This is a genomic window from Salinicoccus halodurans, from assembly GCF_900114445.1.
Classification (GTDB): Bacteria; Bacillota; Bacilli; order Staphylococcales; family Salinicoccaceae; genus Salinicoccus; species Salinicoccus halodurans.
The window spans coordinates 451,816-474,561 of record NZ_FOTB01000001.1; the positions used below are offsets into that span (position 1 = coordinate 451,816).

The 22,746-nt window shown below is 45.4% G+C and carries 24 protein-coding genes and 1 riboswitch; of the genes, 21 read left to right on the forward strand and 3 right to left on the reverse strand.

From position 1 onward, the window contains the following. The first annotated feature begins 112 nt into the window (after nt 1–112). The 7 genes from BM271_RS02195 to hfq all read left to right on the forward strand — a co-directional run bounded on the left by BM271_RS02195 (nt 113) and on the right by hfq (nt 7,564). Nucleotides 113–535 carry a YlbF/YmcA family competence regulator gene (locus BM271_RS02195; RefSeq protein ID WP_046790007.1) on the forward strand — a complete coding sequence of 141 codons (423 nt, stop codon included), beginning with the start codon at nt 113–115 and terminating at the stop codon, nt 533–535. An 80-nt stretch (nt 536–615) separates the two neighbouring features. Then, entirely contained in the window at nt 616–1,113 is a 498-nt protein-coding gene (thiW, locus tag BM271_RS02200; protein ID WP_046790008.1) for an energy coupling factor transporter S component ThiW, read from the forward strand. A gap of 41 nt (nt 1,114–1,154) precedes the next feature. Then, on the forward strand, nt 1,155–3,671 hold the full coding sequence (mutS, locus tag BM271_RS02205; protein ID WP_046790009.1) for a DNA mismatch repair protein MutS: 2,517 nt from the start codon (nt 1,155–1,157) through the stop codon (nt 3,669–3,671). Nucleotides 3,672–3,675: 4 nt separating this feature from the next. Continuing rightward, complete coding sequence (mutL, locus tag BM271_RS02210; RefSeq protein WP_046790010.1) at nt 3,676–5,553, forward strand: DNA mismatch repair endonuclease MutL; 1,878 nt, start codon at nt 3,676–3,678, stop codon at nt 5,551–5,553. A gap of 14 nt (nt 5,554–5,567) precedes the next feature. Then, the gene (locus tag BM271_RS02215) at nt 5,568–6,443 is read left to right on the forward strand and encodes an alpha/beta fold hydrolase (protein WP_046790011.1); all 876 of its coding nucleotides are present in this window, start codon (nt 5,568–5,570) and stop codon (nt 6,441–6,443) included. Further along, entirely contained in the window at nt 6,436–7,380 is a 945-nt protein-coding gene (gene miaA / locus BM271_RS02220; RefSeq protein ID WP_046790012.1) for a tRNA (adenosine(37)-N6)-dimethylallyltransferase MiaA, read from the forward strand. Before BM271_RS02215 ends, miaA begins: the two co-directional genes overlap by 8 nt. Next, on the forward strand, nt 7,367–7,564 hold the full coding sequence (hfq, locus tag BM271_RS02225; protein ID WP_046791467.1) for an RNA chaperone Hfq: 198 nt from the start codon (nt 7,367–7,369) through the stop codon (nt 7,562–7,564). The genes miaA and hfq overlap by 14 nt, the downstream gene beginning before the upstream one ends. 50 nt (nt 7,565–7,614) lie before the next feature. On the opposite strand, the gene BM271_RS02230 is transcribed toward hfq, so the two are convergent. After that, nucleotides 7,615–8,106, reverse strand: a complete 492-nt coding sequence (locus BM271_RS02230) for a glutathione peroxidase (protein ID WP_046790013.1) — start codon at nt 8,104–8,106, stop codon at nt 7,615–7,617. Nucleotides 8,107–8,241: 135 nt separating this feature from the next. Here BM271_RS02230 and hflX point away from each other — a divergent pair, with 135 nt between their 5' ends. From hflX to BM271_RS02260, 6 genes are all read left to right on the forward strand, one after another. Beyond that, on the forward strand, nt 8,242–9,477 hold the full coding sequence (gene hflX, locus BM271_RS02235) for a GTPase HflX (protein WP_046790014.1): 1,236 nt from the start codon (nt 8,242–8,244) through the stop codon (nt 9,475–9,477). 4 nt (nt 9,478–9,481) lie between these two features. Then, on the forward strand, nt 9,482–10,729 hold the full coding sequence (locus tag BM271_RS02240) for a methionine gamma-lyase family protein (RefSeq protein ID WP_420806923.1): 1,248 nt from the start codon (nt 9,482–9,484) through the stop codon (nt 10,727–10,729). A gap of 156 nt (nt 10,730–10,885) precedes the next feature. Next, a riboswitch (SAM riboswitch) is annotated at nt 10,886–10,996 on the forward strand. Nucleotides 10,997–11,096: 100 nt separating this feature from the next. Then, a complete protein-coding gene (locus BM271_RS02245; protein WP_046790016.1) occupies nt 11,097–12,479 on the forward strand; it encodes an LLM class flavin-dependent oxidoreductase in 1,383 nt (460 codons plus the stop codon). A 137-nt stretch (nt 12,480–12,616) separates the two neighbouring features. After that, nucleotides 12,617–13,099, forward strand: coding sequence for a DUF2975 domain-containing protein (locus BM271_RS02250; protein ID WP_046790017.1), 483 nt, complete (start codon nt 12,617–12,619; stop codon nt 13,097–13,099). 10 nt (nt 13,100–13,109) lie between these two features. Then, nucleotides 13,110–13,322, forward strand: coding sequence for a helix-turn-helix domain-containing protein (locus BM271_RS02255; protein ID WP_046790018.1), 213 nt, complete (start codon nt 13,110–13,112; stop codon nt 13,320–13,322). A gap of 71 nt (nt 13,323–13,393) precedes the next feature. After that, on the forward strand, nt 13,394–14,080 hold the full coding sequence (locus BM271_RS02260; protein WP_046790019.1) for a cyclase family protein: 687 nt from the start codon (nt 13,394–13,396) through the stop codon (nt 14,078–14,080). Nucleotides 14,081–14,603: 523 nt separating this feature from the next. On the opposite strand, the gene BM271_RS02270 is transcribed toward BM271_RS02260, so the two are convergent. Beyond that, complete coding sequence (locus BM271_RS02270; RefSeq protein ID WP_046790021.1) at nt 14,604–15,473, reverse strand: 2-dehydropantoate 2-reductase N-terminal domain-containing protein; 870 nt, start codon at nt 15,471–15,473, stop codon at nt 14,604–14,606. A 90-nt stretch (nt 15,474–15,563) separates the two neighbouring features. Here BM271_RS02270 and panB point away from each other — a divergent pair, with 90 nt between their 5' ends. Genes panB through BM271_RS02290 form a run of 4 tightly spaced genes read left to right on the forward strand, consistent with a single transcriptional unit; the run spans nt 15,564 to nt 18,638 of the window. Then, complete coding sequence (panB, locus tag BM271_RS02275) at nt 15,564–16,370, forward strand: 3-methyl-2-oxobutanoate hydroxymethyltransferase (protein ID WP_046790022.1); 807 nt, start codon at nt 15,564–15,566, stop codon at nt 16,368–16,370. Next, complete coding sequence (gene panC, locus BM271_RS02280; RefSeq protein ID WP_420806924.1) at nt 16,370–17,215, forward strand: pantoate--beta-alanine ligase; 846 nt, start codon at nt 16,370–16,372, stop codon at nt 17,213–17,215. Before panB ends, panC begins: the two co-directional genes overlap by 1 nt. After that, entirely contained in the window at nt 17,208–17,600 is a 393-nt protein-coding gene (panD, locus tag BM271_RS02285) for an aspartate 1-decarboxylase (RefSeq protein WP_046790024.1), read from the forward strand. Before panC ends, panD begins: the two co-directional genes overlap by 8 nt. Nucleotides 17,601–17,648: 48 nt before the next feature. After that, on the forward strand, nt 17,649–18,638 hold the full coding sequence (locus BM271_RS02290) for a CAP domain-containing protein (RefSeq protein ID WP_046790025.1): 990 nt from the start codon (nt 17,649–17,651) through the stop codon (nt 18,636–18,638). Nucleotides 18,639–18,952: 314 nt separating this feature from the next. Here BM271_RS02290 and lexA read toward each other — a convergent pair whose 3' ends face one another. Further along, nucleotides 18,953–19,567, reverse strand: a complete 615-nt coding sequence (lexA, locus tag BM271_RS02295; RefSeq protein WP_046790026.1) for a transcriptional repressor LexA — start codon at nt 19,565–19,567, stop codon at nt 18,953–18,955. 139 nt (nt 19,568–19,706) lie between these two features. Here lexA and BM271_RS02300 point away from each other — a divergent pair, with 139 nt between their 5' ends. From BM271_RS02300 to BM271_RS02315, 4 genes are all read left to right on the forward strand, one after another. Further along, the gene (locus BM271_RS02300; RefSeq protein WP_046790027.1) at nt 19,707–19,955 is read left to right on the forward strand and encodes a hypothetical protein; all 249 of its coding nucleotides are present in this window, start codon (nt 19,707–19,709) and stop codon (nt 19,953–19,955) included. 71 nt (nt 19,956–20,026) lie between these two features. Further along, nucleotides 20,027–20,263, forward strand: coding sequence for a DUF896 domain-containing protein (locus BM271_RS02305; RefSeq protein WP_046790028.1), 237 nt, complete (start codon nt 20,027–20,029; stop codon nt 20,261–20,263). A gap of 13 nt (nt 20,264–20,276) precedes the next feature. Further along, nucleotides 20,277–22,262: a transketolase gene (gene tkt / locus BM271_RS02310; RefSeq protein ID WP_046790029.1), complete on the forward strand. Its 1,986-nt coding sequence runs from the start codon at nt 20,277–20,279 to the stop codon at nt 22,260–22,262. Nucleotides 22,263–22,328: 66 nt separating this feature from the next. Continuing rightward, nucleotides 22,329–22,586 carry a YneF family protein gene (locus tag BM271_RS02315; RefSeq protein WP_046790030.1) on the forward strand — a complete coding sequence of 86 codons (258 nt, stop codon included), beginning with the start codon at nt 22,329–22,331 and terminating at the stop codon, nt 22,584–22,586. Nucleotides 22,587–22,746: the final 160 nt, after the last annotated feature.

Consider the following 22,746-nt stretch of genomic DNA (forward strand, 5'->3'; position numbering starts at 1 on the left):
TCTGGAAAACAGATATACTTATAGGAGATTTTATAAATTCTATAAATGCACGTGCCCGTGTTTCATATATAAAACACTGAACGCTGTAATATGATATAAAGGTGGAAGCAGGATGTATAGCAAAGATGAAATCGTAAATGAGGCAAAACAGCTCGGGAAGATGATGGGGGAGACTGAACAGGTCGAATTCTTCAAAAAAGCGGAGGCCAAGATCCACGAGAACAAGGATGTCCGTGAAAAGATGGCGAGTCTGAAGAGCCTTCAGAAGCAGGCGGTCAACTTCCAGAACTACGGCAAGGAACGCGCCTACAATCTGACAGAGGAAAAAATCAAAAAGATCGAAGCGGAACTGGATGAGATGCCAATCGTCAGCCAGTTCAAGGAATCACAGGGACAGGTCAATGAACTGCTGCAGATGGTATCCCACGCAATCAGCCAGACTGTGACGAATGACATCATCACGTCAACCGGCGGCGATCTGCTTCAGGGTGAGACAGGTGCGGCGATGAGGAACAGGCCGAACCAGGGTAACTAGAAGAACGTAAAATTGAATAATCAATGGGAAACTGTACATCCTCCAGGATGTACAGTTTTTTTCTAAAATGGAGGATATTTATGACAAGGAAACTGACGCTGACAGCCGTATTCACTGCCTTGAACGTCGTATTAAGCATGTTCATCATCATCCCTCTGGGACCCGTCAGAGCGGCACCCATGCAGCATCTGATAAATGTCATGAGTGTTGTGTTTACCGGCCCCTGGGGTATTGTGCAGGCCTTTTTGTCCTCAACCATACGGATTCTGCTCGGTACAGGTTCACCGTTTGCATATCCGGGCAGCATGATCGGGGCGCTTCTGGCATGGCTTCTCTACAGGAAATTCAAAAAACTTTCGATGGGGGCGATCGGGGAGGTCATAGGTACCGGAGTGTTCGGATCCATCGCAACACTGCCGCTCATCATGGTTCTGGGTCTCGACGCCGGATTTTTTTATGTGCTTGCACCGGCCTTTATCGCAAGCTCCCTGATCGGCGCTCTGGTATCATGGGTGATGCTGAGGCAATTAGAGCGAAAAGGTGTTCTCGACCGCTTCAACAATCAAAGGCGGCCGTGATATAATCAGAGATATACAATTAGAACAATGGAAGTGTTGATATGCAGAAAGTAACACCGATGATGCAGCAGTATTTAAGTATAAAAGATGAGCATCCTGATGTTTTATTATTATACAGACTGGGCGATTTTTATGAACTTTTCTATGATGATGCGATTACAGCAAGTAAAGTTCTTGAAATCACTCTGACTTCAAGAGATAAAAAGAAAGATCCCATCCCGATGTGCGGTGTGCCCTATCATTCTGCAAAAGGATATATAGAAAGACTGATTGGGCAGGGATATAAGGTGGCCATCTGTGAACAGATGGAGGATCCGAAACAGGTCAAAGGCATGGTGAAGCGGGAAGTGGTGCGCATCATCACTCCGGGCACATTGATTGATGATTTCGGCATGGATGACGGGAAAAGCAACTACATCCTCGCCCTTCAGGAGAATAAAGGTATGTACAGCACCGCCTATTCCGATATCTCGACCGGTGAAATCCATGCATTTACGACGGGGGATCTCACTATACTGAAAAGTGAAATCGACAGGATCCGTCCGAGTGAAATCGTTGTCGAAGAGAGCATCGCCGGAATCTTGGATGAGCTATACCAGGATCCGCCGTTCAATACACCGTATGCAAGTGATGAAATCCATGCGCTTGACTGCAGTGACGATATTACAGAGGATGAAAAAGGAACGCTGAGCCTGCTTGTATCCTACATCCGCGCGGCGAACATGCGTGATCTGAAGCACTTCAGGACAGTGGAGAAGCATAAGATCAAAGAGACGATGCAGCTGAACTATGCTGCGATTTCCAATCTGGAGCTTTTGGAGAGTCTCCAGACGAAGAAGACGAAAGGGTCGCTGTTCTGGTATTTGAACGAGACCGGCACCCCGATGGGCAAACGCAAACTCAGGAAATGGGTGGAACGGCCGCTGCTCAACGAAAGCATGATCAGACTCCGGCAGGAAGCGGTCGGCACACTGCTCGGCCATTTTCTGGAACGCGAGGATATGCGGACACTGCTCGACTCGGTCTATGATATCGAACGGCTGGTCGGCAGACTCAGTTTCGGCAACATCGATGCAAAAGATCTGGTACAGCTGAAAGATTCACTGAGCGTGCTGCCTCAGATGGAATCGCTGCTCCGGGATACCGGAATGCTTGAATCGAACTTGTTCACAGCTTTCGACCCCCTCCGTGATGTACATGCAATCCTTGAAGGAAGCCTTCATGATTCCCCTCCGAAGACGATACGGGAAGGCGGCATCTTCAAAGACGGCTACAATGAGAAATTGGACGAACTGCGCTATATTTCCAACAACGGCCGGACATGGCTGAACGGGTATATCGAAGATGAACGGAAAAGAACGGGCATTAAAAACCTGAAAGTCGGGTTCAATAAAGTATTCGGCTATTATATCGAAATTTCCAAGGCAAATGCTGTGAATTTTGATGCAGAGGCCTTTGAGTACAACCGTAAGCAGACACTGGCAAATGCAGAACGTTTCATCACTCCTGAACTGAAAGAAATGGAATCAAAAATTTTAAGTGCGCAGGATGAAAGTATTATACTGGAGTATAATCTGTTCAACGATCTGAGAAACCGGATCGAGATGTATATTGCAAGACTGCAGAATACGGCAGATCTGATCAGTACGTTGGACTGCGTGATCTCATTCGCAACTGTTGCAAATGAATACCGTCTGGTCAGGCCTGAGTTCACTCAGAATGAACTCAATATCGAAGACGGAAGACACCCGGTGGTCGAGAAGGTCATTGGTGAAAATACGTATGTACCGAACTCGCTTGATATGGACGGCTCCACGTTCATCTATCTGATCACCGGGCCGAATATGTCGGGCAAGAGTACTTACATGCGTCAGACGGCAATCATCAGTATACTGGCGCAGATGGGGATGTACGTTCCTGCAAAATCTGCGAGGCTGCCGATATTCGACCAGATATTCACACGTATCGGTGCGAGTGACGATCTTGCCAGTGGCAAATCCACATTCATGATAGAGATGATGGAAGCGAACGATGCGCTTAAAAATGCCACGAAGGACAGCCTGCTGATCTTTGATGAGATCGGCCGGGGGACATCTACTTATGACGGCATGGCCCTGGCTCAGTCGATGCTTGAGTTCATACATGAAAAAATCGGCGCGAAGACTTTATTCTCCACACACTACCATGAAATCACGAGATTGGGGCAGACGCTTCCCGGCTTAAAAAATGTACACGTCAAAGCGACGGAATACGATGGTAAATTGGTATTCCTCCATAAAGTGAAACCGGGTGCGGTTGAAAGAAGCTACGGCATCCATGTGGCAAGGCTCGCCGAACTTCCGGCAACTGTGACTAAAAGGGCGGACGAACTGCTTCATATGTTTGAGAACGGTACGGAAGCACCATCCCAGCAGCTGGAGCTGGCGCTTGGTGACAGTGAATCCTATAATGACCATCCGGTGGTGGAGATGCTTAAGGACACCGATGTCAACAACATGACACCGATGGAGGCACTGATGGCATTGAACGAGATGAAAAACAGATTAAAAGGCGAGTGATGACATGTCTCCGATCAAAGTGCTTGATCCAAAGATACAGAATAAAATAGCTGCAGGTGAAGTCGTTGAGAGACCGAGTTCCGTCGTCAAAGAGCTGATTGAGAATTCATTGGATGCCAATGCGGACGAGATCGAGGTGTTCATCGAAGAATCCGGCATGAAGCTGATCCGGATCGTTGATAACGGGGACGGCATCCATCAGACCGATGCTCCCCTCTTGTTCCAAAGGCACGCAACGAGCAAGATAAACGATGATTATGACCTGTTTCAGATCCGGTCGCTCGGCTTCCGCGGTGAGGCGCTGGCAAGTATCGGCGCTGTAGCCAAAGTGAAGGTGGAGACGAAACATATTGAGGGGGAAGCGGTCACCATTCATTTTGAAGGGGGGAGTCTGAAGGAGCAGGGCCCGGGCAAAGAACGGCAGGGGACGGATATTTCCATCAGCGAACTGTTCTATAACACCCCTGCCCGCCTGAAATATGTCAGATCCATGCGGACGGAGAGCGGCAAGATTATCGATATCATCCAGAGAATGGCGCTCGCATACCCGCACGTGAGCTTCCGGCTGGTGCTCGACCACAGTGAAAGGATTGCCACAAAAGGAAACGGCAATCAAAAAGAAGTCATCAGTGATATTTACGGCCTGAATATTGCAAGGCATGCAGTCAGGGTGGAGGCAGAGGATGCCGATTTTAAAATTACGGGCTACGCAATCCGGCCAGAAGTGAACCGCAGCAACAGAAACTATATCAACCTTTCTGTAAACCAGCGGCATATCCGGAACTTCAAGTTGTCACAGTCAATCCTCGGCGCCTACCATACGCTGCTTGCGAAAGATAAATATCCAATCGTCATCATTGATATCGAGATGGATCCTAAAATCGTCGATGTCAATGTTCATCCCTCCAAAATCGAAGTGCGTTTTTCCAAGGAGAGGGAACTGAATGCCCTGCTCGAGAAGTCAGTGCGTGAAACGCTGCAGGGGGAGATGCTGATTCCGGATGTAACGAAAACCGTCAGGGAACCCAAACCTAAAGCTGAACAATCCTCATTGGATTTCACAGTGCGTGAGGAGTATACCGGGACAGTGGAACATCCCCGGTATGCAGAAAGAGAAACACCCGGCAAAAGGCAGCCGGATACATTTGAAACGGAACAGAAAGCATCATACAATGCAGTGAAAAAAGAGGCTCAAAAACCAGGTTGGGATCACAGTCCTGTCCGGAAACAAGAAAGTGAAACGCCCGTCCCGCAGGAAACAGCAGCGGCGGAAACCATGGAAAAAACGATGAAAGAAAAACTTCCGTATCTTGAAATTGTGGGCCAGCTGCACGGCACCTATATCATCCTTCAAAATGATTCGGGGATGTATATGATGGACCAGCATGCCGCCCAGGAACGGATAAAATATGAATTCTATTATGATCATATCAACGTGCATGCGGACGACGGGGTCCCGCTTCTGATCCCATACACGTTTGAATTCCCGTTAGATGATATAATAACAATTGATGAGAAGCTCAAAGATCTGCAGCAGCTTGGATTTGAAATTGAAAAAAGCGGGATAAAACAGTATTCGGTGACACGGCATCCGTCGTGGATCGATGAGAAGAACCCGGAGGCGGACATTGAACAGCTGATTCATTTCGTGGCGGAAAAAGAACATTTCCAAGTGAGTGAATACCGTGAAGAGATGTCGATCATGATGAGCTGCAAGCAGTCGATCAAGGCGAATCATTATCTGGATAAAAAGCATATGGAGGCGCTTCTTGATGAACTCGGGAAATGTCATTCTCCGTATACATGTCCCCACGGAAGACCGGTCATCATCCACATGACTACCTATGAAATAGAACGGATGTTCAACAGAATAATGAAATAGGGGGAAGCACAGGCATGAGAATCAGTGAACAATATATCGACAATGAAGACAGGCGTATACGGGTCAAGGTTTTCATGCCTGAAAACCCTATCTGCGCCATCCAGGTCCTGCATGGCATGGCGGAACATATGGAAAGATACAATGAAATGAACACATGGCTTGCGATGAACGACTGCATGGTGGTCATGCATGATCATAGAGGGCATGGCAGGGATGAAAGGAATCTCGGTCATTTCGACAGTTTCGATCTGCTGATCAGCGACGCAATCGCAGTTTCGACACTTATCCCGGATACAATGAAAAAATTCATTCTGGGCCACTCCATGGGCTCGATTGCAGCACGCCGTCTTCTGGAATCACCGCTTTATGACGGGGGGATCATTGTAGGGACAGGCAGCAAGGGCAGTATGATGGACTCTGTCGCCATATCCGGATTATCTGCCGTTTCCCGGCTCAGTAAAAGACAGAAGTCACAGACCATCAACAAACTTGCATTTCTGGGCTATGACAATGCTTTCAGTGGGACGGAGGAGAACAGATGGCTCTGCGGGGATCCGAAAGTGGTGGATCTTTACAACGCAGATCCCCACTGCGGTTTTCTGATGTCGAACGGCGCGCTGCATGAAATCGTAAAGCAGATAAGGGAAGCCGGGAAACAGAGCAATTTAAAGTCATTGGCTTCTGATGTGCCGATTCTTCTGATAGGCGGCAAAGAAGATCCTTTTTCGAGTAAAGGCAAAGATATACGGGCCCTCGCCCGGACACTGATTCGGTTCACCGATTCTGTGACAGTGCAGCTTTATGACGACAGCAGACATGAAGTACTCTTTGAAAAAAACCGCGAACAGGTATACAACAGATTATTCGAATGGGTGATGAGAAATGTCTAATTCTAAGAAAGTGATGATCCTGGTAGGACCGACAGCCATCGGTAAAACAGCTTTGAGTATTGAAATTGCCAAAAAGTTCAATCTGGAAATCATCAGCGGTGATTCCATGCAGGTATACAGGGGCATGGATATCGGCACGGGGAAAATCAGCGAAGAGGAAAAGAGCGGCATCACGCACCATATGATTGACGTGATCGAGCCGGAATCCTCTTTCTCGGTGCAGGAGTTCCAGAAGCATGTGACCGAAATCATTGATGAAATCCATGAGGACGACCGGATTCCATTCATTGTCGGGGGAACAGGACACTACATCCGGGCACTGATCCACGGTTATGAATTTGATGAAGAGGACGATAAAGAAAAACGCGAGCTCACTGAAATGCTTGGACAGTTGGGGTCGAACGTACTGCATGACAGGCTGAAGAATATAGATCCGAAAGTTGCCGGCGAGATCCATCCCAACAACCGCCAGCGTGTCATCCGCATGCTCGTGAAGTTTGAACTGAGTGACAGGATCAGCAACAGAATTGGTCCCGGCTACACAGATGACGTGAAATATGATACATTTATAGTAGGATTGACACGTGAACGTAAAAATATACACGCAAATATCGAAGACAGAGTGGATCATATGTTCGAGCAGGGACTCCCTGAAGAGGCGCGTCATCTATTCGAACATCACTCGCCGTCAAAAACTGCCTCTGCTGCAATAGGTTATAAGGAGTTTATTCCTTACTTTGAAGGCAGTGCAACGCTCGAGGATGTCAAAAGGCAGATTAAACAGAATACGAGACAGTATGCCAAACGCCAACTGACATTTTTCAGGAACCAGCTTCCGGTTGAATGGTATGATCTGGACAAGGTGCAGAAGGATATAATCATGGAAGATATATATCAATTCCTACATGCAAAGGAGAGAGAGAATCATGGCAAATGATAATTTGCAGGACAAGTTTCTCAGCAACTTCAAAGAATCCGGGGTGGAAGTCACAGTATTTCTGGTTAATGGCTTCCAACTGAGGGGTACGGTTATTGATTTTGACAAGTATGTAATCCAGCTTCATTCCGGCGGGAAAGACCACCTGATCTACAAGCATGCGATAAGCACATTCCTGAAGTAATGAATCAAGCATCCTGTCCCAGTACTGGGACAGGATGCTTTTTACATGTATCAGTCAAGACCACGCAAGAGATTTTTGACATCTTCCTCAAACGACGAAGGTGCTCTTTGGGGTGCGTATCTATAAGCAATCTTCCCTTCTCTTGAAACGAGGAATTTCGTATAGTTCCATTTGATGCGATTGATGAGCAGACCGCTTTTGCCCTCGGTCAGGTACTTGTATAGAGGATGTATGGATTTTCCGATGACATCGGTCTTTTCCATTATCCTGAATGTAACACCGTAATCGGTGTTATAATGTTCTTTGGCCTCGGCAGCGCTCAGCGGTTCCTGATTCATGAAATTATCAGATGGAAAAGCCAGAATGACGAATCCTTCATCTTTGTATTTCTGATAAAGTGTTTCGAGGTCTGAAAGCTGATTTTTGAATCCGCACTCACTTGCAGTGTTGACGATTAAAATAACTTTGCCTTTGAAGTCAGACATTCTGACGAGGCGGCCTTCATCATCTTTTGCCTCAAGGTCGTAAAATTGTGTTTTCATCCTACACGGCCCCTTTCTGTTCATGGGCATATATACATTAGTTATTTACACATCTCTGCAAATACTTAAACATAATATTTTGAGAAATGATAAACAGGGTAATCAATATATAAATATACAAACGGAGGTGCTGTTATGACAGAGACATATAAAGGAATCATCATAGCGGTCAACACACCAGACAGGAAAAATATAGATGCTGAAATAAATGAGCTCATCAGTCTTGCGGGTTCCATCGGTGTGGAAATTTCAGGCGTCCATGTACAGAACCGTTCAACGATGGATCGGAGAGCCTATGTCGGCAGTGGATTCCTGAATGAGGTGGCTGAACAATATGCGGACGATGAACTTGGATATATCATCGTGAATGATGAAATTACAGCTAGTCAGAACCGTTCGATTGAAGCCGTCATGGATACAAGAATCATCGACCGGACCCAGGTCATACTGGATATATTCAGCTTGAGGGCCCATTCGAAAGCGGGACAGCTGCAGGTCGAACTTGCCCAGCTCCAATATCTCGTGCCACGGTTAAGAGGCCAGGGGATCAACCTGTCGCGTCTCGGGGCCGGCATCGGTACAAGAGGACCGGGGGAGACAAAGCTTGAGACGGACAGACGCCATATCAATCAGCGGATCAAGGAAATCAGGAAACAGCTGAAAGTTATCGAGTCCCATCGTGAGCGGTACAGGGAAAAACGTAATCGCAACCAGGTTGTCAAAGTATCCCTGATCGGCTATACAAATGCGGGGAAATCTTCATTGTTCAATACGATGGCCCAGAGTAATACTCTGGAGGAGGATGCGCTGTTTGCGACACTTGATCCGAAAACGAGACGGCTGGTACTCCCATCCGGGTTTGAGTGTGTAGTATCCGATACGGTCGGTTTTATCCAGAATCTGCCGACGACACTGATTGAAAGTTTCAAATCGACACTTGAAGAGGCGGCGGACAGTGATTTTCTGATTCATGTGATTGATAACAGCTCAGAAGACCTGCAGACACATTACGATACTGTGAAAGATTTGACCGGACAGCTGGATATGAAAGAAATTCCGTCACTCATATTTTTCAATAAGACTGACATTGATGACACGAGGCATTACACACCGCCCGAAGCGCATGAATATGTGCATAAAGATATGGAGAGCCAGCATATTCTGGGTCTGTTGGAAACATTCATGAAAAAGCATATGGAATCGTATAAAGCGGAAATTCCATTATCGGAACCCCAGAAATTATATGATCTGAAGCGCCACACCATCGTGGATAAAGAGATTCTCGATGAAGAGGCTGAAGTATACCGACTTGAAGGTCATGAACCCGACGGGGCATGGAGCAAGAGAATTATGGAGAGAAATGAGGAATAGAGGCGTGCAGCATACAGAGAGATTGATAGAGGAATCATTGGAGGAAATTGCTCCAATCATGAAAGAAAATAAAAAAATCAGCAGGTTCAATTTCAATAAAATGATGAAAGCATTCAATGAAACAGGTGTGACCGAAAGCGATTTTAGCGGTACGACGGGATATGGATATGATGATACCGGCAGGGACAAACTTGAGGAGATATACCGGCAGGTATTTAAAAGTGAAGATGCCATCGTAAGGAGCCAGATCATTTCGGGCACCCATGCCATCAGTCTTGTACTGCTGTCACTTCTGGAGCGTGGCGATGAACTCATCTATATCAGCGGTGAACCCTACGATACACTGGAGAAAGTCATCGGAACGACAGAGAAGGATATCGGCAGCCTGAAAGAAAAAGGGGTGCATTACAAGGCAATCGAGCTCGTGGATGACCGTTTTGATGAAGAGGCAATCATGGATTCCATTTCCGGGAAGACGAAAATGATCGCCATACAGCGTTCACGCGGTTACAGTATGAGAAAATCACTGACAATAGATGAAATCGGAGAGATCATTGCAAAAATCAGGGAAAAACATCCGGGTATAATCGTATTTGTTGATAATTGTTACGGAGAATTTGTAGAGACGAGGGAACCCATAGAAGCCGGGGCGGATGTCATCGCGGGAAGCCTGATAAAAAACCCCGGCGGGGGACTCGCCAAAATGGGCGGATACATCGCGGGGAATAAAGATCTCATCGAACGAATCAGCTACAGGCTCACAGTGCCGGGGATCGGCAAGGAAATGGGCGCCAGCCTGACAGTGCTGACAGATATGTATCAGGGCTTTTTCCTTGCCCCGCATACTGTTATAGAAAGCCTGAACGGTGCAGTGCTGATCAGCCACCTGCTGCGAAAAGCCGGATTGAAAACAGATCCGTCCCCTGCTGCGAAAAGGACAGACCTGATCCAGAGTGTATCCTTCAATACTGAAGAGGAAATGATCACTTTCACCCAGATGATTCAAAAGGCTTCTCCGGTAAACTCGCAGTTCCTGCCGATACCGAGTGATATTCCCGGGTATGAAAATCCGGTAATCATGGCTGCAGGAACATTTGTGCAGGGGGCATCGCTGGAACTCAGTGCCGATGGTCCGATCAGAAGCCCCTACACTGTTTTTGTACAGGGCGGTCTTGTGTTCGAACACGTCGTTTATGCTCTCGGGGAAGCACTCCGGGAGATGAAAGAGAAAGAAATGATCGCTTTCCAGTGACATCATATATTCTGATGACCAGCATCAAACTATAAATGACTGACAATGCCATTTAAACAGAGTTTTTAAGTATAAATTAATTTTCTCAATATTTATATTTGACAGAATATTCAAACCCTGATAGTATTACATCTAACATTAAAAATTCAATAGTATTCCTTATCAAGAGCAGGGGAGGAACTTGGTCCCACGATCCTGCGGCAACCTCACTTATCCATTAAGTAGAAAGGTGCCCATTCCAACGAGCTGATGCTTGAAAGATAAGGGAGAGTGTTCAGTCTTAAACTTACCTCTTCCTTACCGGAAGAGGTATTTTTTAATCTCCGGCGTCTTGGTAGGAATAAATAAAATCAGGGAGAGATCATTTATGAAAAAACAAATTCGTCTGAACGGCTTCACTCTGAACTCTGTTGCTCCGCATTCACCGGGATTATGGCGTCATCCGAAAGATCAGGGACACCGTCACGGGGACCTCGACTACTGGACTGACCTTGCAAAGCTTCTTGAAAAAGGGAAGTTTGACGCAGTGTTTCTTGCAGACGTTCTGGGTATCTATGATGTATATGAAAACAGTCCTGACGCTGCGATTGAACATGCTGTCCAGGTGCCGCTCCATAATACACTGCTCCAGATCTCAGCAATGGCTGCCGTGACGGAAAACATCGGATTTGCGCCTACGTATTCGGCGACTTACACTGAACCGTATAAACTGGCACGCGACTTTTCAACACTCGATCATCTGACAAAGGGCCGTGTGGCATGGAATATCGTGACATCATACTTGAAGAGCGAAGCGGTGAACCTGGGACTTGAAGATCAGATTGAACATGATAAGAGATATGACCGGGCAGATGAATATATGGATGTAGTCTATAAACTCTGGGAGCACAGCTGGGAAGAGGGTGCTGTGGAAGCAAATGTAGAAATAGGTGTATACACGAACCCGGGGAAAGTGCATCCGATCAATCATAAAGGGGAGTATTTCAGTGTTCCGGGAAGTCATCTGGTGGAACCATCCCCGCAGCGCACGCCGGTATTATTCCAGGCAGGAGCTTCGGAAAAGGGCAAGGCATTCGCTGCAAAGCATGCGGAGGCTTTATTCACCACGCTTGCAAGTGACCTGGATGAACTGAAGGCATTTACAAAAGAGATCAGGGAAAGAGCGGTTAAGGCAGGAAGGAATGAGGATGACATTAAAATCTTCCCCGGCATCGTCCCGATTGTCGGAAGGACAGAAGAGGAAGCACAGGCGAAATATGAGGAACTGTTATCCTATGTCAGCTACGAGGGGACAGCGGCAATGCTTTCAGGACATACAGGCATTGATTTCTCCCAGTTTGATCCGGAACAGTATGTTGAAAATGCCGCTACCAATGCATCTCATGGTTTTCTTCAGAAATATGCCGCAAGCACTACAAGAAAATGGACGGTAAGGGAAGCGGTGCTCCATCACGGCCTCGGCATTGGTGCAACCAAAGTGGTCGGAACCCCTGAACAGGTTGCCGACGAACTGGAGGCGATGGCGAATGAAGGGGATGCGGATGGATTCAATATCATCCAGGCTGCAAGCCCTGTCACTTTTGAAGATTTCATTGAACTTGTGGTTCCTGTGCTGCAGGAACGCGGAAGCTACAGGACTGAATATGAAGCAAACACCCTGAGAGAAAACCTGTTTGGTAAAGATAAGGTGAGAATTCCAGAAAACCACCAGGCTAAAAAAGTGGGCGGACTTTCCAGTGTGAATGTTTAAATTATATATTTTCTTTGGCCTCTGGATTATGACCAGGGGCATTTTTTATCTTTTATAAATTGATAATTAATAAAAATTTATTGATATTCGATAAAATATTATCCATAATCAATATATAAAATATAAGAGGTGAAAACATGAAACGCAGTTCAACGTTATTTTTGAAATTTGCTCTGATTATCATCGGTCTGCCTGTACTTGCAATCTGCATCGCATTGATGCCGTTGATAGTAAGAAATGTGAGTGATGGTATTGAAGGATGGGATATCTTGATGCTCGGTCTGCTGACTTTTATGTATTTAGCGGCCATTCCATTTTATATGGCATTGTTTCAGGCATTTAAACTACTAATATATATAGACAGGAATACGGCATTTTCCGATCAATCAGTAAGAGCACTGAAAAGAATAAAATATCATGCCATGATAATTACGGGACTGTATATATTGAACCTGCCGTTATTTTATATATATGCAGAACTTGATGATGCCCCGGGAGTAATCATCGTGGGGATGGCCTTCATATTTGCCCCGCTTGTGATCACAGTTTTCGCGGCACTGCTTGAAAAACTGCTGCAGGAAGCGATAAGGATAAAAACAGAAAATGATCTTACGGTCTGAGGTGTAACGGATGGCTATAATTATAAATATCGATGTGATGCTGGCAAAAAGGAAGATGAGTGTAACGGAGCTTTCCGATAAAGTCGGGGTTACGATGGCTAATCTTTCTGTGTTGAAAAACGGCAAAGCCAAGGCGGTACGCTTTTCAACGTTGGAAGGAATATGCAGGGCACTGGATTGCCAGCCGGGGGATATTCTGGAATACGAGGACGATGAAAACTGAGGCCGTTGAATATGGAAAATGTACCCTCTATGCTATAATCTGGATAAATATAAAAAAGGGGATGAATCATTGTGAGTCGCTATGTTGAAATCGGCTATCCGATACATGAGGATATGCCTGTCCATCCTGCCTTGCCGAAAGTGGGCCTCGTGCCGCGGGAGCGCAAGGAAAAAGGGGATGACTGGAATGGATCGGTCCTGAATATCTATCTGCATGCAGGCACCCATGTTGATGCCCCTTGGCATCATATGGACAACGGCCGGGGAATAGACGCTATCCCGATTGAAGATTTTATTTACAAAAACCCCCTGATGCTGGATGTCCCGCTTGGAAAAAATGAGTTTGTCACAGTGGAGATGCTGGAGGAGAACAGTGAAGTCGGTGAGGCGGATCTCCTGATTTTCAATACGGGTCACTGGAAGTACAGAAATACCGATATTGAGGAGTATGCCAATGATTTTCCTGCAGTGTCACCGGAAGCGGCGGAGTATCTGCGCACCCGGCTGCCGAATTTGAAGGCTGTGGCAATTGATACTTTAAGCATAGAAAATTTGAATGAAGCACCGGAAAACGGTTATTTTGTACATCATGCATTTTTGGATCATGAGAAGTATGATGAGCCGACAATGCTGATATACGAAGACATCAATCCGGAACCTCTGATTGGCAGAACGCTTAAATCAGCATTTACTGCACCATTACGTATTGTGGACCACGATGCATCCATTGTAAATGTAATTGTGGAAACTGAAGAATAGTAAAAGAAGCAGACCCCGGGAAGTTGGATCAGTATCTGATTTTCCGGGGATTTTCATTACAAAAAAGTGTACTATTACATTTCTGGCAATTGTGTCATAATATGAAGTATAGGTTAAAGGGGAGGGGAAAGCCGGATGCTTCATATACTTATAATGATGCTGGCATGTTTTCTAATAACACTGATCTACACGGCAGTAGTTGGAAAATTTATAAAAAATAAAATCATTTTTTATCTGCCAACAGTTGTTGCCACAGTATGGTTTGTTTCAACTTTATACTGGCACTTCACTAAACCGGCGGAGGGGCTGGAAGGTCTGACGGTATACCTGGTTGCGATATTTGCAATAGTAATTATAACCACTAATATTTTTTTATCTCTCTTTTTTAAAAGGAGATAAAAGGCGAAAGTGATAAATGCCGGATGCCTGGAATCCAATAATCCATGACCCCATATCAGCAATGGTGTCCAGGCAGGAGTAAGAATGAAGAATACGGAGTCAGATCAAGACCAGTGATGGAGGCTCATCGCTGGTCCCTTTCATATTCGTAAGCCCCGAGGAGCACTGTGCATATATCCAGGACCGGTGTACTGACATCTCCTTTATGGTTATGCAGATACTTCTGAATGAACTCAAATTCCGTCGGTTTGGCTGCAGTAATATCATAGTACATGCTCGTGCCCATTTCACGGTTGTAGTCGTTATAGATGCTGAGTGCTTTATCCATGAAATCAGAATCTATGATTTTTCTGCTCTGATTGACGATTTGTATGCCTTCATCCAGTAATTTAGCAGTAAGCTCCGCAACCTCTTCCAAATCGAATATTTTAGCCGTATTCCCTGTCAGACCGGTCAGAGTGTTGATGCCGAGATTGATCAGCAGCTTCTCATATCTCAGCTTTTCAAAATCACTGGATTTTATTATTTCAAGTTCGGTCGTTATGATGTTTTCGATAAGCGGGTCAAGATATGTGTAGTTTTTATTCTCAACGATCAGCCGCGAATCCTGAAAATGTTCAATCATATCTGAATGCTTCTGTCCGCTGATATAGACGACTGCCGGAATGCTGCCGTTAAACCACTCATCATATCCCATGCCGTTCTGACAGAGGATGATTTCTGTCCCACTGTGACAAAGCTCCGGTATGATTTCTGATAAATCCTTTAAGGCAGTGGCTTTGGTGGCGATGAATATCAAGTCAAATTTAACAGAGGTATCATATGCATTGATATTCTTTATAGTGTATGGATAATTCATTCTCTCGCCATCTTCCAATATGGTGAAACCGGCTGCCTCCTTTCTGCCGAATAAAGTAACTGTGTGTTCCGTCTTTTTCAATTCACGGGCGATGATGCTGCCTACTGCGCCCATTCCCACTACTGCAATTTCCATTGATTTCTCTCCTTTGAAATAAGAGTGATGACTACATATTATGATGTGTTAAAATAAGTATAATATACATCAAGTGAAAGGAGTAGCCTGATGAAGACTACTAACGAACTGATCCAAATGAAGCAGGATGATAAAAAAATTACAATGGTTACTGCATATGATTATCCCAGTGCAAAACAAAGCGAGCAGGCGGGACTGGACACAATACTGGTCGGGGATTCCCTTGGGATGACAGTCCTCGGATATGAGAGCACTGTACAAGTCACAATGGCGGATATGGTCCATCACACCAGAGCAGTGAGACGGGGTGCGCCGGATACATATGTAGTGGTGGATCTGCCATTCGGCTCCTACCACACCAGTGATGACAAAGGACTTGAGAATGTACTTTCACTGTATCAGTCCTCAGGAGCAAACGCGGTTAAAATGGAGGGTGTCGGCTGCCTCGGAATCATCAGGCGTTCAGTGCAGGCAGGCGTACCTGTTGTGGCGCATCTTGGTCTGACGCCCCAGTCTGTCGGAGTGACCGGTTTTAAAATGCAGGCAGGGTCGATTGAAGAGGCGGAACAGCTTATGGGAGATGCCAGAAAAGTGGAGGAAGCGGGTGCATGCATGGTTGTCCTTGAAGCCATTCCCGCAGATCTGGCAGAGAAAGTCACCGGATCGCTGACAATTCCCACAATCGGGATTGGTGCCGGTGCCGGGACGGATGGCCAGGTAATTGTATATCATGATGTGCTGCAGTATGGAAGCGACCGTCTGCCGAAATTCGTGAAACCTTACGGGGATTTCAACAGCATCGGAGTATCCGGCCTTGAGCAGTATGTACAGGAAGTGAGATCCGGCGAGTTCCCGGATGAATCTACAACTTATAAAAAGAGGGTATTTGATAAATGATGAAAACTGCAGATACTATAAAAGCAACCCGTGAAATACTGAAAGCACACAGAGACAAGAAGATCGCACTCGTCCCGACGATGGGATACCTTCATGAAGGGCATATGACTCTGGTTGAAGAGGCGGGAAAGCATGCTGATTTTGTGGCCCTGAGTCTTTTTGTCAATCCGCTTCAATTCGGACCGGATGAAGATCTGGACACTTATCCGCGGGACCTTGAAAGGGATCTGAAGATCTGTGAGGAACACGGGGTGGATTTTGTGTTTCATCCTTCCGTCGAAGAGATGTATCCGAAAAAACCGGAACTGCTGCTCAACCTGGCAAGCATGTCTTCAATTCTGGACGGTATCAAACGTCCCGGCCATTTTGAAGGTGTGGTAACTGTTGTAAACAAGCTTTTCAATATCATTGAACCTGATTTTGCAGTTTTCGGAGAGAAGGACCGACAGCAGCTGATGATCATCAAAAGGATGGTCGCCGACTTCAATCATGATCTGGAGATCATCGGTGTGCCGACCGCCCGCGAAACGGACGGTCTGGCCAAGAGCAGCCGGAATGTAAATCTGACAGATATCGAGCGAGAGGAGGCTCCCGCAATTCATCAGGCACTGGAAATCGGAAGAGATCTAGTACAGGACGGGGAAACCGATGTTGAGGGCATTAAAGAACGGATTGAAATGCATATCATGGACCACACTTCCGGGGAAATCGATGATTTGCAGATTTTCACCCACCCGGATTTAAATACTATTCAAACAGTATCTACGGATGTTATAATATTTATTGCTGTAAAGTTCGAGAGTGTGCGACTAATAGATAATATGTTGGTGATTAAAAATGATTAGGACAATGATGAACGGCAAGATTCACCGTGCCGTCGTAACTGAAGCAAACCTGAATTATGTAGGAAGCGTTACTATAGATCCCGTACTTTTGGAAGCGGCAGATATTCTGCCGGATGAAAAAGTGCAGATTGTCAACAACAACAATGGCGAACGCCTTGAAACATATGTGATTGAAGGGGAACGCCACTCCGGTGAAATATGCCTGAACGGCGCTGCTGCAAGAAAAGTGCAGGTGGGTGATGTCGTCATCATCATCAGTTATGTTCAGCTGGAACAATCGGAACTTGAAGACCATCAGCCGAATGTAGTGATTGTCGACGAGGAAAACAAAATAATTGTTGCGGATTATAAAGAGAAAAGAAAAACAGAATATACAGCACATTAAGTAATTAGACGTAGGTTTAATTACTTTTTTTGTACAGGGAGGTGCAGCATGATCAAAAAAGCATTCATATTTGTTCTGATATACATCATTGCGATTTTAATCGCTCCAGTGATACAGTCCTATGACTTTAAAGAAGGGTTGAATATGCAGTATGCCGGAAAGTGGCTGGAAAACCACGTATACCCCGACTATGACAGGAGTGTCATCCATGAAGTGAACAGCACACAGACGCAGACAGTTGAAATCAGTATGGGTGAAAATTATGAGGCCGGAGATAAGGAAGTTCTGAGTTCAGAGTACAAAGGCGATTTTGTCGTCGAAGATGAACCTGGAATGTTCCGCCTTGTACTGGTGCAGGACGGCAAAGTAGCCGGCGGTTATACGAACAGCGACGATGTTTCCCTCAGCGATATAAATATTGAAGGACTTGACCGGGAAAAAGTCAGGGAAGTCTACGGGGAGCCGGAAGAATATATCGTAAAAGGTTTGAAGCGGCTCAGAGTAAACGAAGAAGGCTTCGAAGTGTTTGATCTTAAAGACAGCTATGTCTATTTCTTCTATGATCTGCATGAAGCGGATAAAGTGAATGGCATGCTGGTCCTGGATAAAGAACAGATCACCTCTATTGAAACACTCTATAACAATCCGCCGGCAGAAGAGAATTCCCGGCTGAATTATCTTGCTGTGAATGCTTCGCGCATCGAATATGGCCTGGAACCATTGAAATATGATTCGGAAGCATCCAATGCCGCACTTGGACACAGCAGCGACATGGCACAGAATGATTACTTTGAACATGAGTCGCCTGACGGCGGTACATTGAAAGACCGAATCGAATCAAATGATGTGGCATACCGCAAGGCGGGAGAAAACATAGCGATGGGTCATACATCAGCAATATTTGCCCATCACAGCTTGTTGAATTCTGCAGACCATAGAGTCAACGTTCTGAGTCCTGATTTTACGCATCTCGGGACAGGGACTGCCTATGGCGGAGAAGATGTGCCTTATTACACTGAAAATTATATACAAAAGTGAACCGGTATCCAAAAAGGATAAAATTAATCTTTTTATCTGGTTTATAAATGTTTACAAGGGGAAATTATTAATTGGACGCGACAGGTTTTTCACTATCTGAAATCCATCCAAACTGAACGATTGAATGAGGGGATGCAATTGATTGGTAAAACACAGGATAAAGACATTAGTGAACAAAAAGACATACTTGAGCAAGTTAAAATAATACTCGGAAAATAAATAGAGATACACCGGCTGTATTAAAAGGATGGATTGCCGGATAGTCAATATAGAAGGGCGTATGCAGATGCATACGCCCTTTACTGTTTCACTGATTAAAATTCGCGGAATAGACCGACCACTTTACCCAGTACTGTCACTGCATCCAGGTATATCGGATCCATCGTCTGGTTTTCCGGCTGCAGTCTGTAATAGCCGTTCTCTTTATAAAATCTTTTAACTGTCGCTTCATCATCTTCAGTCATTGCAACGATGATGTCACCGTTGTGTGCAATGTTCTGTTTTCTTACAATCACCCGGTCCCCGTCATGTATACCTGTCTCGATCATGCTGTCGCCGACAACATTCAACAGGAAAATCTCGCTGTTATGATTTGCAGTGAAATGTTCTGGAAGCGGGAAGTACTCATCTACATTTTCAACAGCTGTAATTGGCAGACCTGCCGTAACTTTACCCAGTACCGGTACCTGGATCACCGGAGCGTACTGGCTGTTTTCCTCCATGACGATTTCAATCGCACGGGGTTTGGTCGGATCGCGTCTGATATAACCTTTATCCTGCAGTTTGGAGAGGTGCCCGTGTACAGTCGAACTTGACTGCAGACCGACAGCATTTCCAATTTCCCGAACACTTGGCGGATAGCCTTTTTCCTGAACGGTCCTCTTGATGTACTGATAAATTTGCTTTTGTCTGTCCGTTAACTCCTTCATATTATACCTCCAGCTTTTATTAACTCAATTTTACCATATGAATATACGTGTTACAAACATTTGTTCGTAATGATGTTGACCCGGAACATCTGTTCTGTTATCATGATGATACAAACACACGTTCCAGGAGGAGATATTCATGACATTGAAGGAATTTCAGATGCTTTCTACCGTATTCGCTTTCGTATTGATTGCCGGTCTTATTTTCATGATACAGTCCCACAATGAAGAGAACATACATTCCGATGTTGCATATATAGATGAATTTCAGGTTGTTTCTTTTGAAGACGAACAAAACACATATGAGGAAACGGACGTTCCAGATGAACGGTATGCCGAACATACCAGGATGGACCAATTGGTCGAATTGATCGGTTTTATAAAATGATTGAAAGTATGAGGATGGTCTCATACTTTTTTTTATGGTAAATTATAGAGGAATGGACGGGAGGGTTCATTATGTTGGAAAATCATAAGCTGGAGCGGCTGAATGCACTTGCAGCAAAGAAAAAATCAGAGAACATATCCTCTGAGGAGCTGGAAGAGCTGAAAGGCCTTAGGGAAGCATATTTGAAAAACTTCAGGTCGTCATTCAGGAAACAGGTGGAAAACACCAAAGTCATAGACCCTGAAGGCAAAGATGTCACTCCCAAAAAGCTGAAACGCATACAGCAGAATAAAAACAATAAAAACTAAAGGAGCTTGTGCAATGACTTTTGATAAAACAGATCAGTTGGCAATCAATACTATCAGGACACTTTCCATCGATGCTATAGAAAAAGCGAATTCCGGTCACCCAGGCCTGCCGATGGGGGCTGCGCCGATGGCGTATACGCTTTGGAGCCGTCATCTTAATTTCAATCCGAATTCTGTAAAATGGTTCGACAGGGACCGTTTTGTACTGAGTGCGGGACATGGTTCCATGCTCATCTACAGTCTGCTGCATCTCTCGGGTGCACTTGAAATCGAAGAGCTGAAAGAATTCAGGCAATATGAATCCAAGACACCTGGACATCCAGAATTCAAGCATACAGACGGAGTGGAAATTACTACAGGGCCGCTTGGTCAGGGGCTTGCAATGAGTGTGGGTATGGCGATGGCTGAAAAGCATTTGGCTGCAAGGTACAACCGTGAAGGTATGGACGTTATCGACCATTACACTTATGTCATTGCGAGCGACGGTGACCTTATGGAAGGCATCTCTCATGAAGCATCTTCTCTTGCGGGGCATGTCGGACTGGATAAATTGATTGTATTGTACGATTCCAATGATATCTCCCTTGACGGAGACCTTGATATGAGTTTCTCCGAAGATATCCAAAAACGTTACGAAAGCTATAATTGGCATTATATCAGAGTCGAAGACGGCAATGATGTAGAGGAAATCGATAAGGCGATTACTGAAGCGAAGGCTTCAGATAAACCTGCGATGATCGAAGTGAAGACAATCATCGGCTACGGTTCCCCGAACAAGCAGGGCAAGAGTGCCTCGCACGGTGCACCGCTAGGCGCAGATGAAAGAAAAGCGGCATTTGAATATTACGGATTTGATCCGGAAAAAACATTTGAAGTGGATCCGTCTGTATACGACCGCTTCAGCGAAACATTGAAAATGCGCGGCAATGCCAAAGAGGCAGAGTGGAATAAAGTTCTCGAAGACTATCAATCCGCGCATCCCGACCTCTATAAAGAGTTCGATGATGCAATCAACGGAAGACTTGCAGAAGATTATGATAAGAATCTTCCGTACTATGAGGCGGGCGAGAAAAAAGCAACACGCGCCACTTCAAGCGATATGATACAGGTGCTGTCAGAAACAGTGCCGACGCTTTTCGGTGGTGCAGCTGACCTTGCGAGCAGTAATAAAACCAATGTCAAAGAAGAAGCGGATTTCTCCAAAGAGACACCGGAAGGGCGCAATGTATGGTTCGGTGTACGTGAATTTGGAATGGCTGCGGCTCTGAACGGCATGGCAGCCCACGGGGGTGTCCGTCCGTACGGTGGAACGTTCTTCGTATTCAGTGACTATCTGAAGCCGGCACTGCGTCTGAGTGCATTGATGAAACTTCCTGTGACATTTGTATTTACACATGACTCCATCGCAGTCGGCGAGGACGGCCCGACCCATGAGCCGGTGGAACAGCTTGCAGGACTCCGTGCGATTCCGAAACTGAATACGATCCGTCCGGCAGACGGCAATGAAACACGCGCTGCATGGAAAGTGGCAATGGAAGCGGAAGATGCTCCAACTGCGCTCGTCCTGACACGCCAGGATGTTGAAGCGATAGACGTACCTTATGAAAAAGTGGAAGAGGGCGTTAAGAAAGGTGGATATATCGCCTATGATGAAGGTGACGAAGCGATTCTGTTCGCATCCGGAAGTGAAGTGCCACTCGCTGTAAATGTGGCCAAACAGCTTAAAACACAGGGGATAAATGTCAAAGTTGCATCCATTCCGAACATGCAGCAGTTCTTCAATCAGGATAAAGAATACATTGACAGTGTTCTTAATCCTCATATTGAAAACAGGACAGCGGTCGAGATGGCAGCGGGCCTTGGCTGGCATCGTTTTGTAGGCCTGAACGGCAAGCTTCACACGATTGACACATATGGTGCCAGCGCTCCTGGAGATCTTGTCATTGAGAAATACGGCTTTACGGTCGAGAGAGTACTGCAAACTGTATTAGACAAATAACTTGTTGAAAAACACCTGTTTTTAATGTAAACTTTATAATGGTCTACGAAGAAAGAGGTGAGCAGTTTGGCTACTTGGATTTGGATAATTATTGTTACAGTTGCACTCATCGGTGGCGTTGCACTGGGATTCTTTATTGCGAGAAAGTATATGATGGACTATCTTGAAAAGAACCCGCCTATTAATGAAGACATGCTCAGAATGATGATGATGCAGATGGGACAAAAACCTTCCCAGAAGAAGATTAATCAGATGATGACAATGATGAATAAGCAAACGGATTCTAAAGATGCAAAAAACCGCGCTAAAGCCGCGAAGAAATAGAAATGGAACCTCTCTGCAGAAGCAGGGAGGTTTATTTTTTTAGAATCTGCTGTAATTTTGAATAAATATTTATTTCTTAAACACTTTGTTACCGATGTGACGAAGTGTTTTTTCATTTAAAATGTTTATAGATGAAATAAAATTATAAATTTTGGAAACA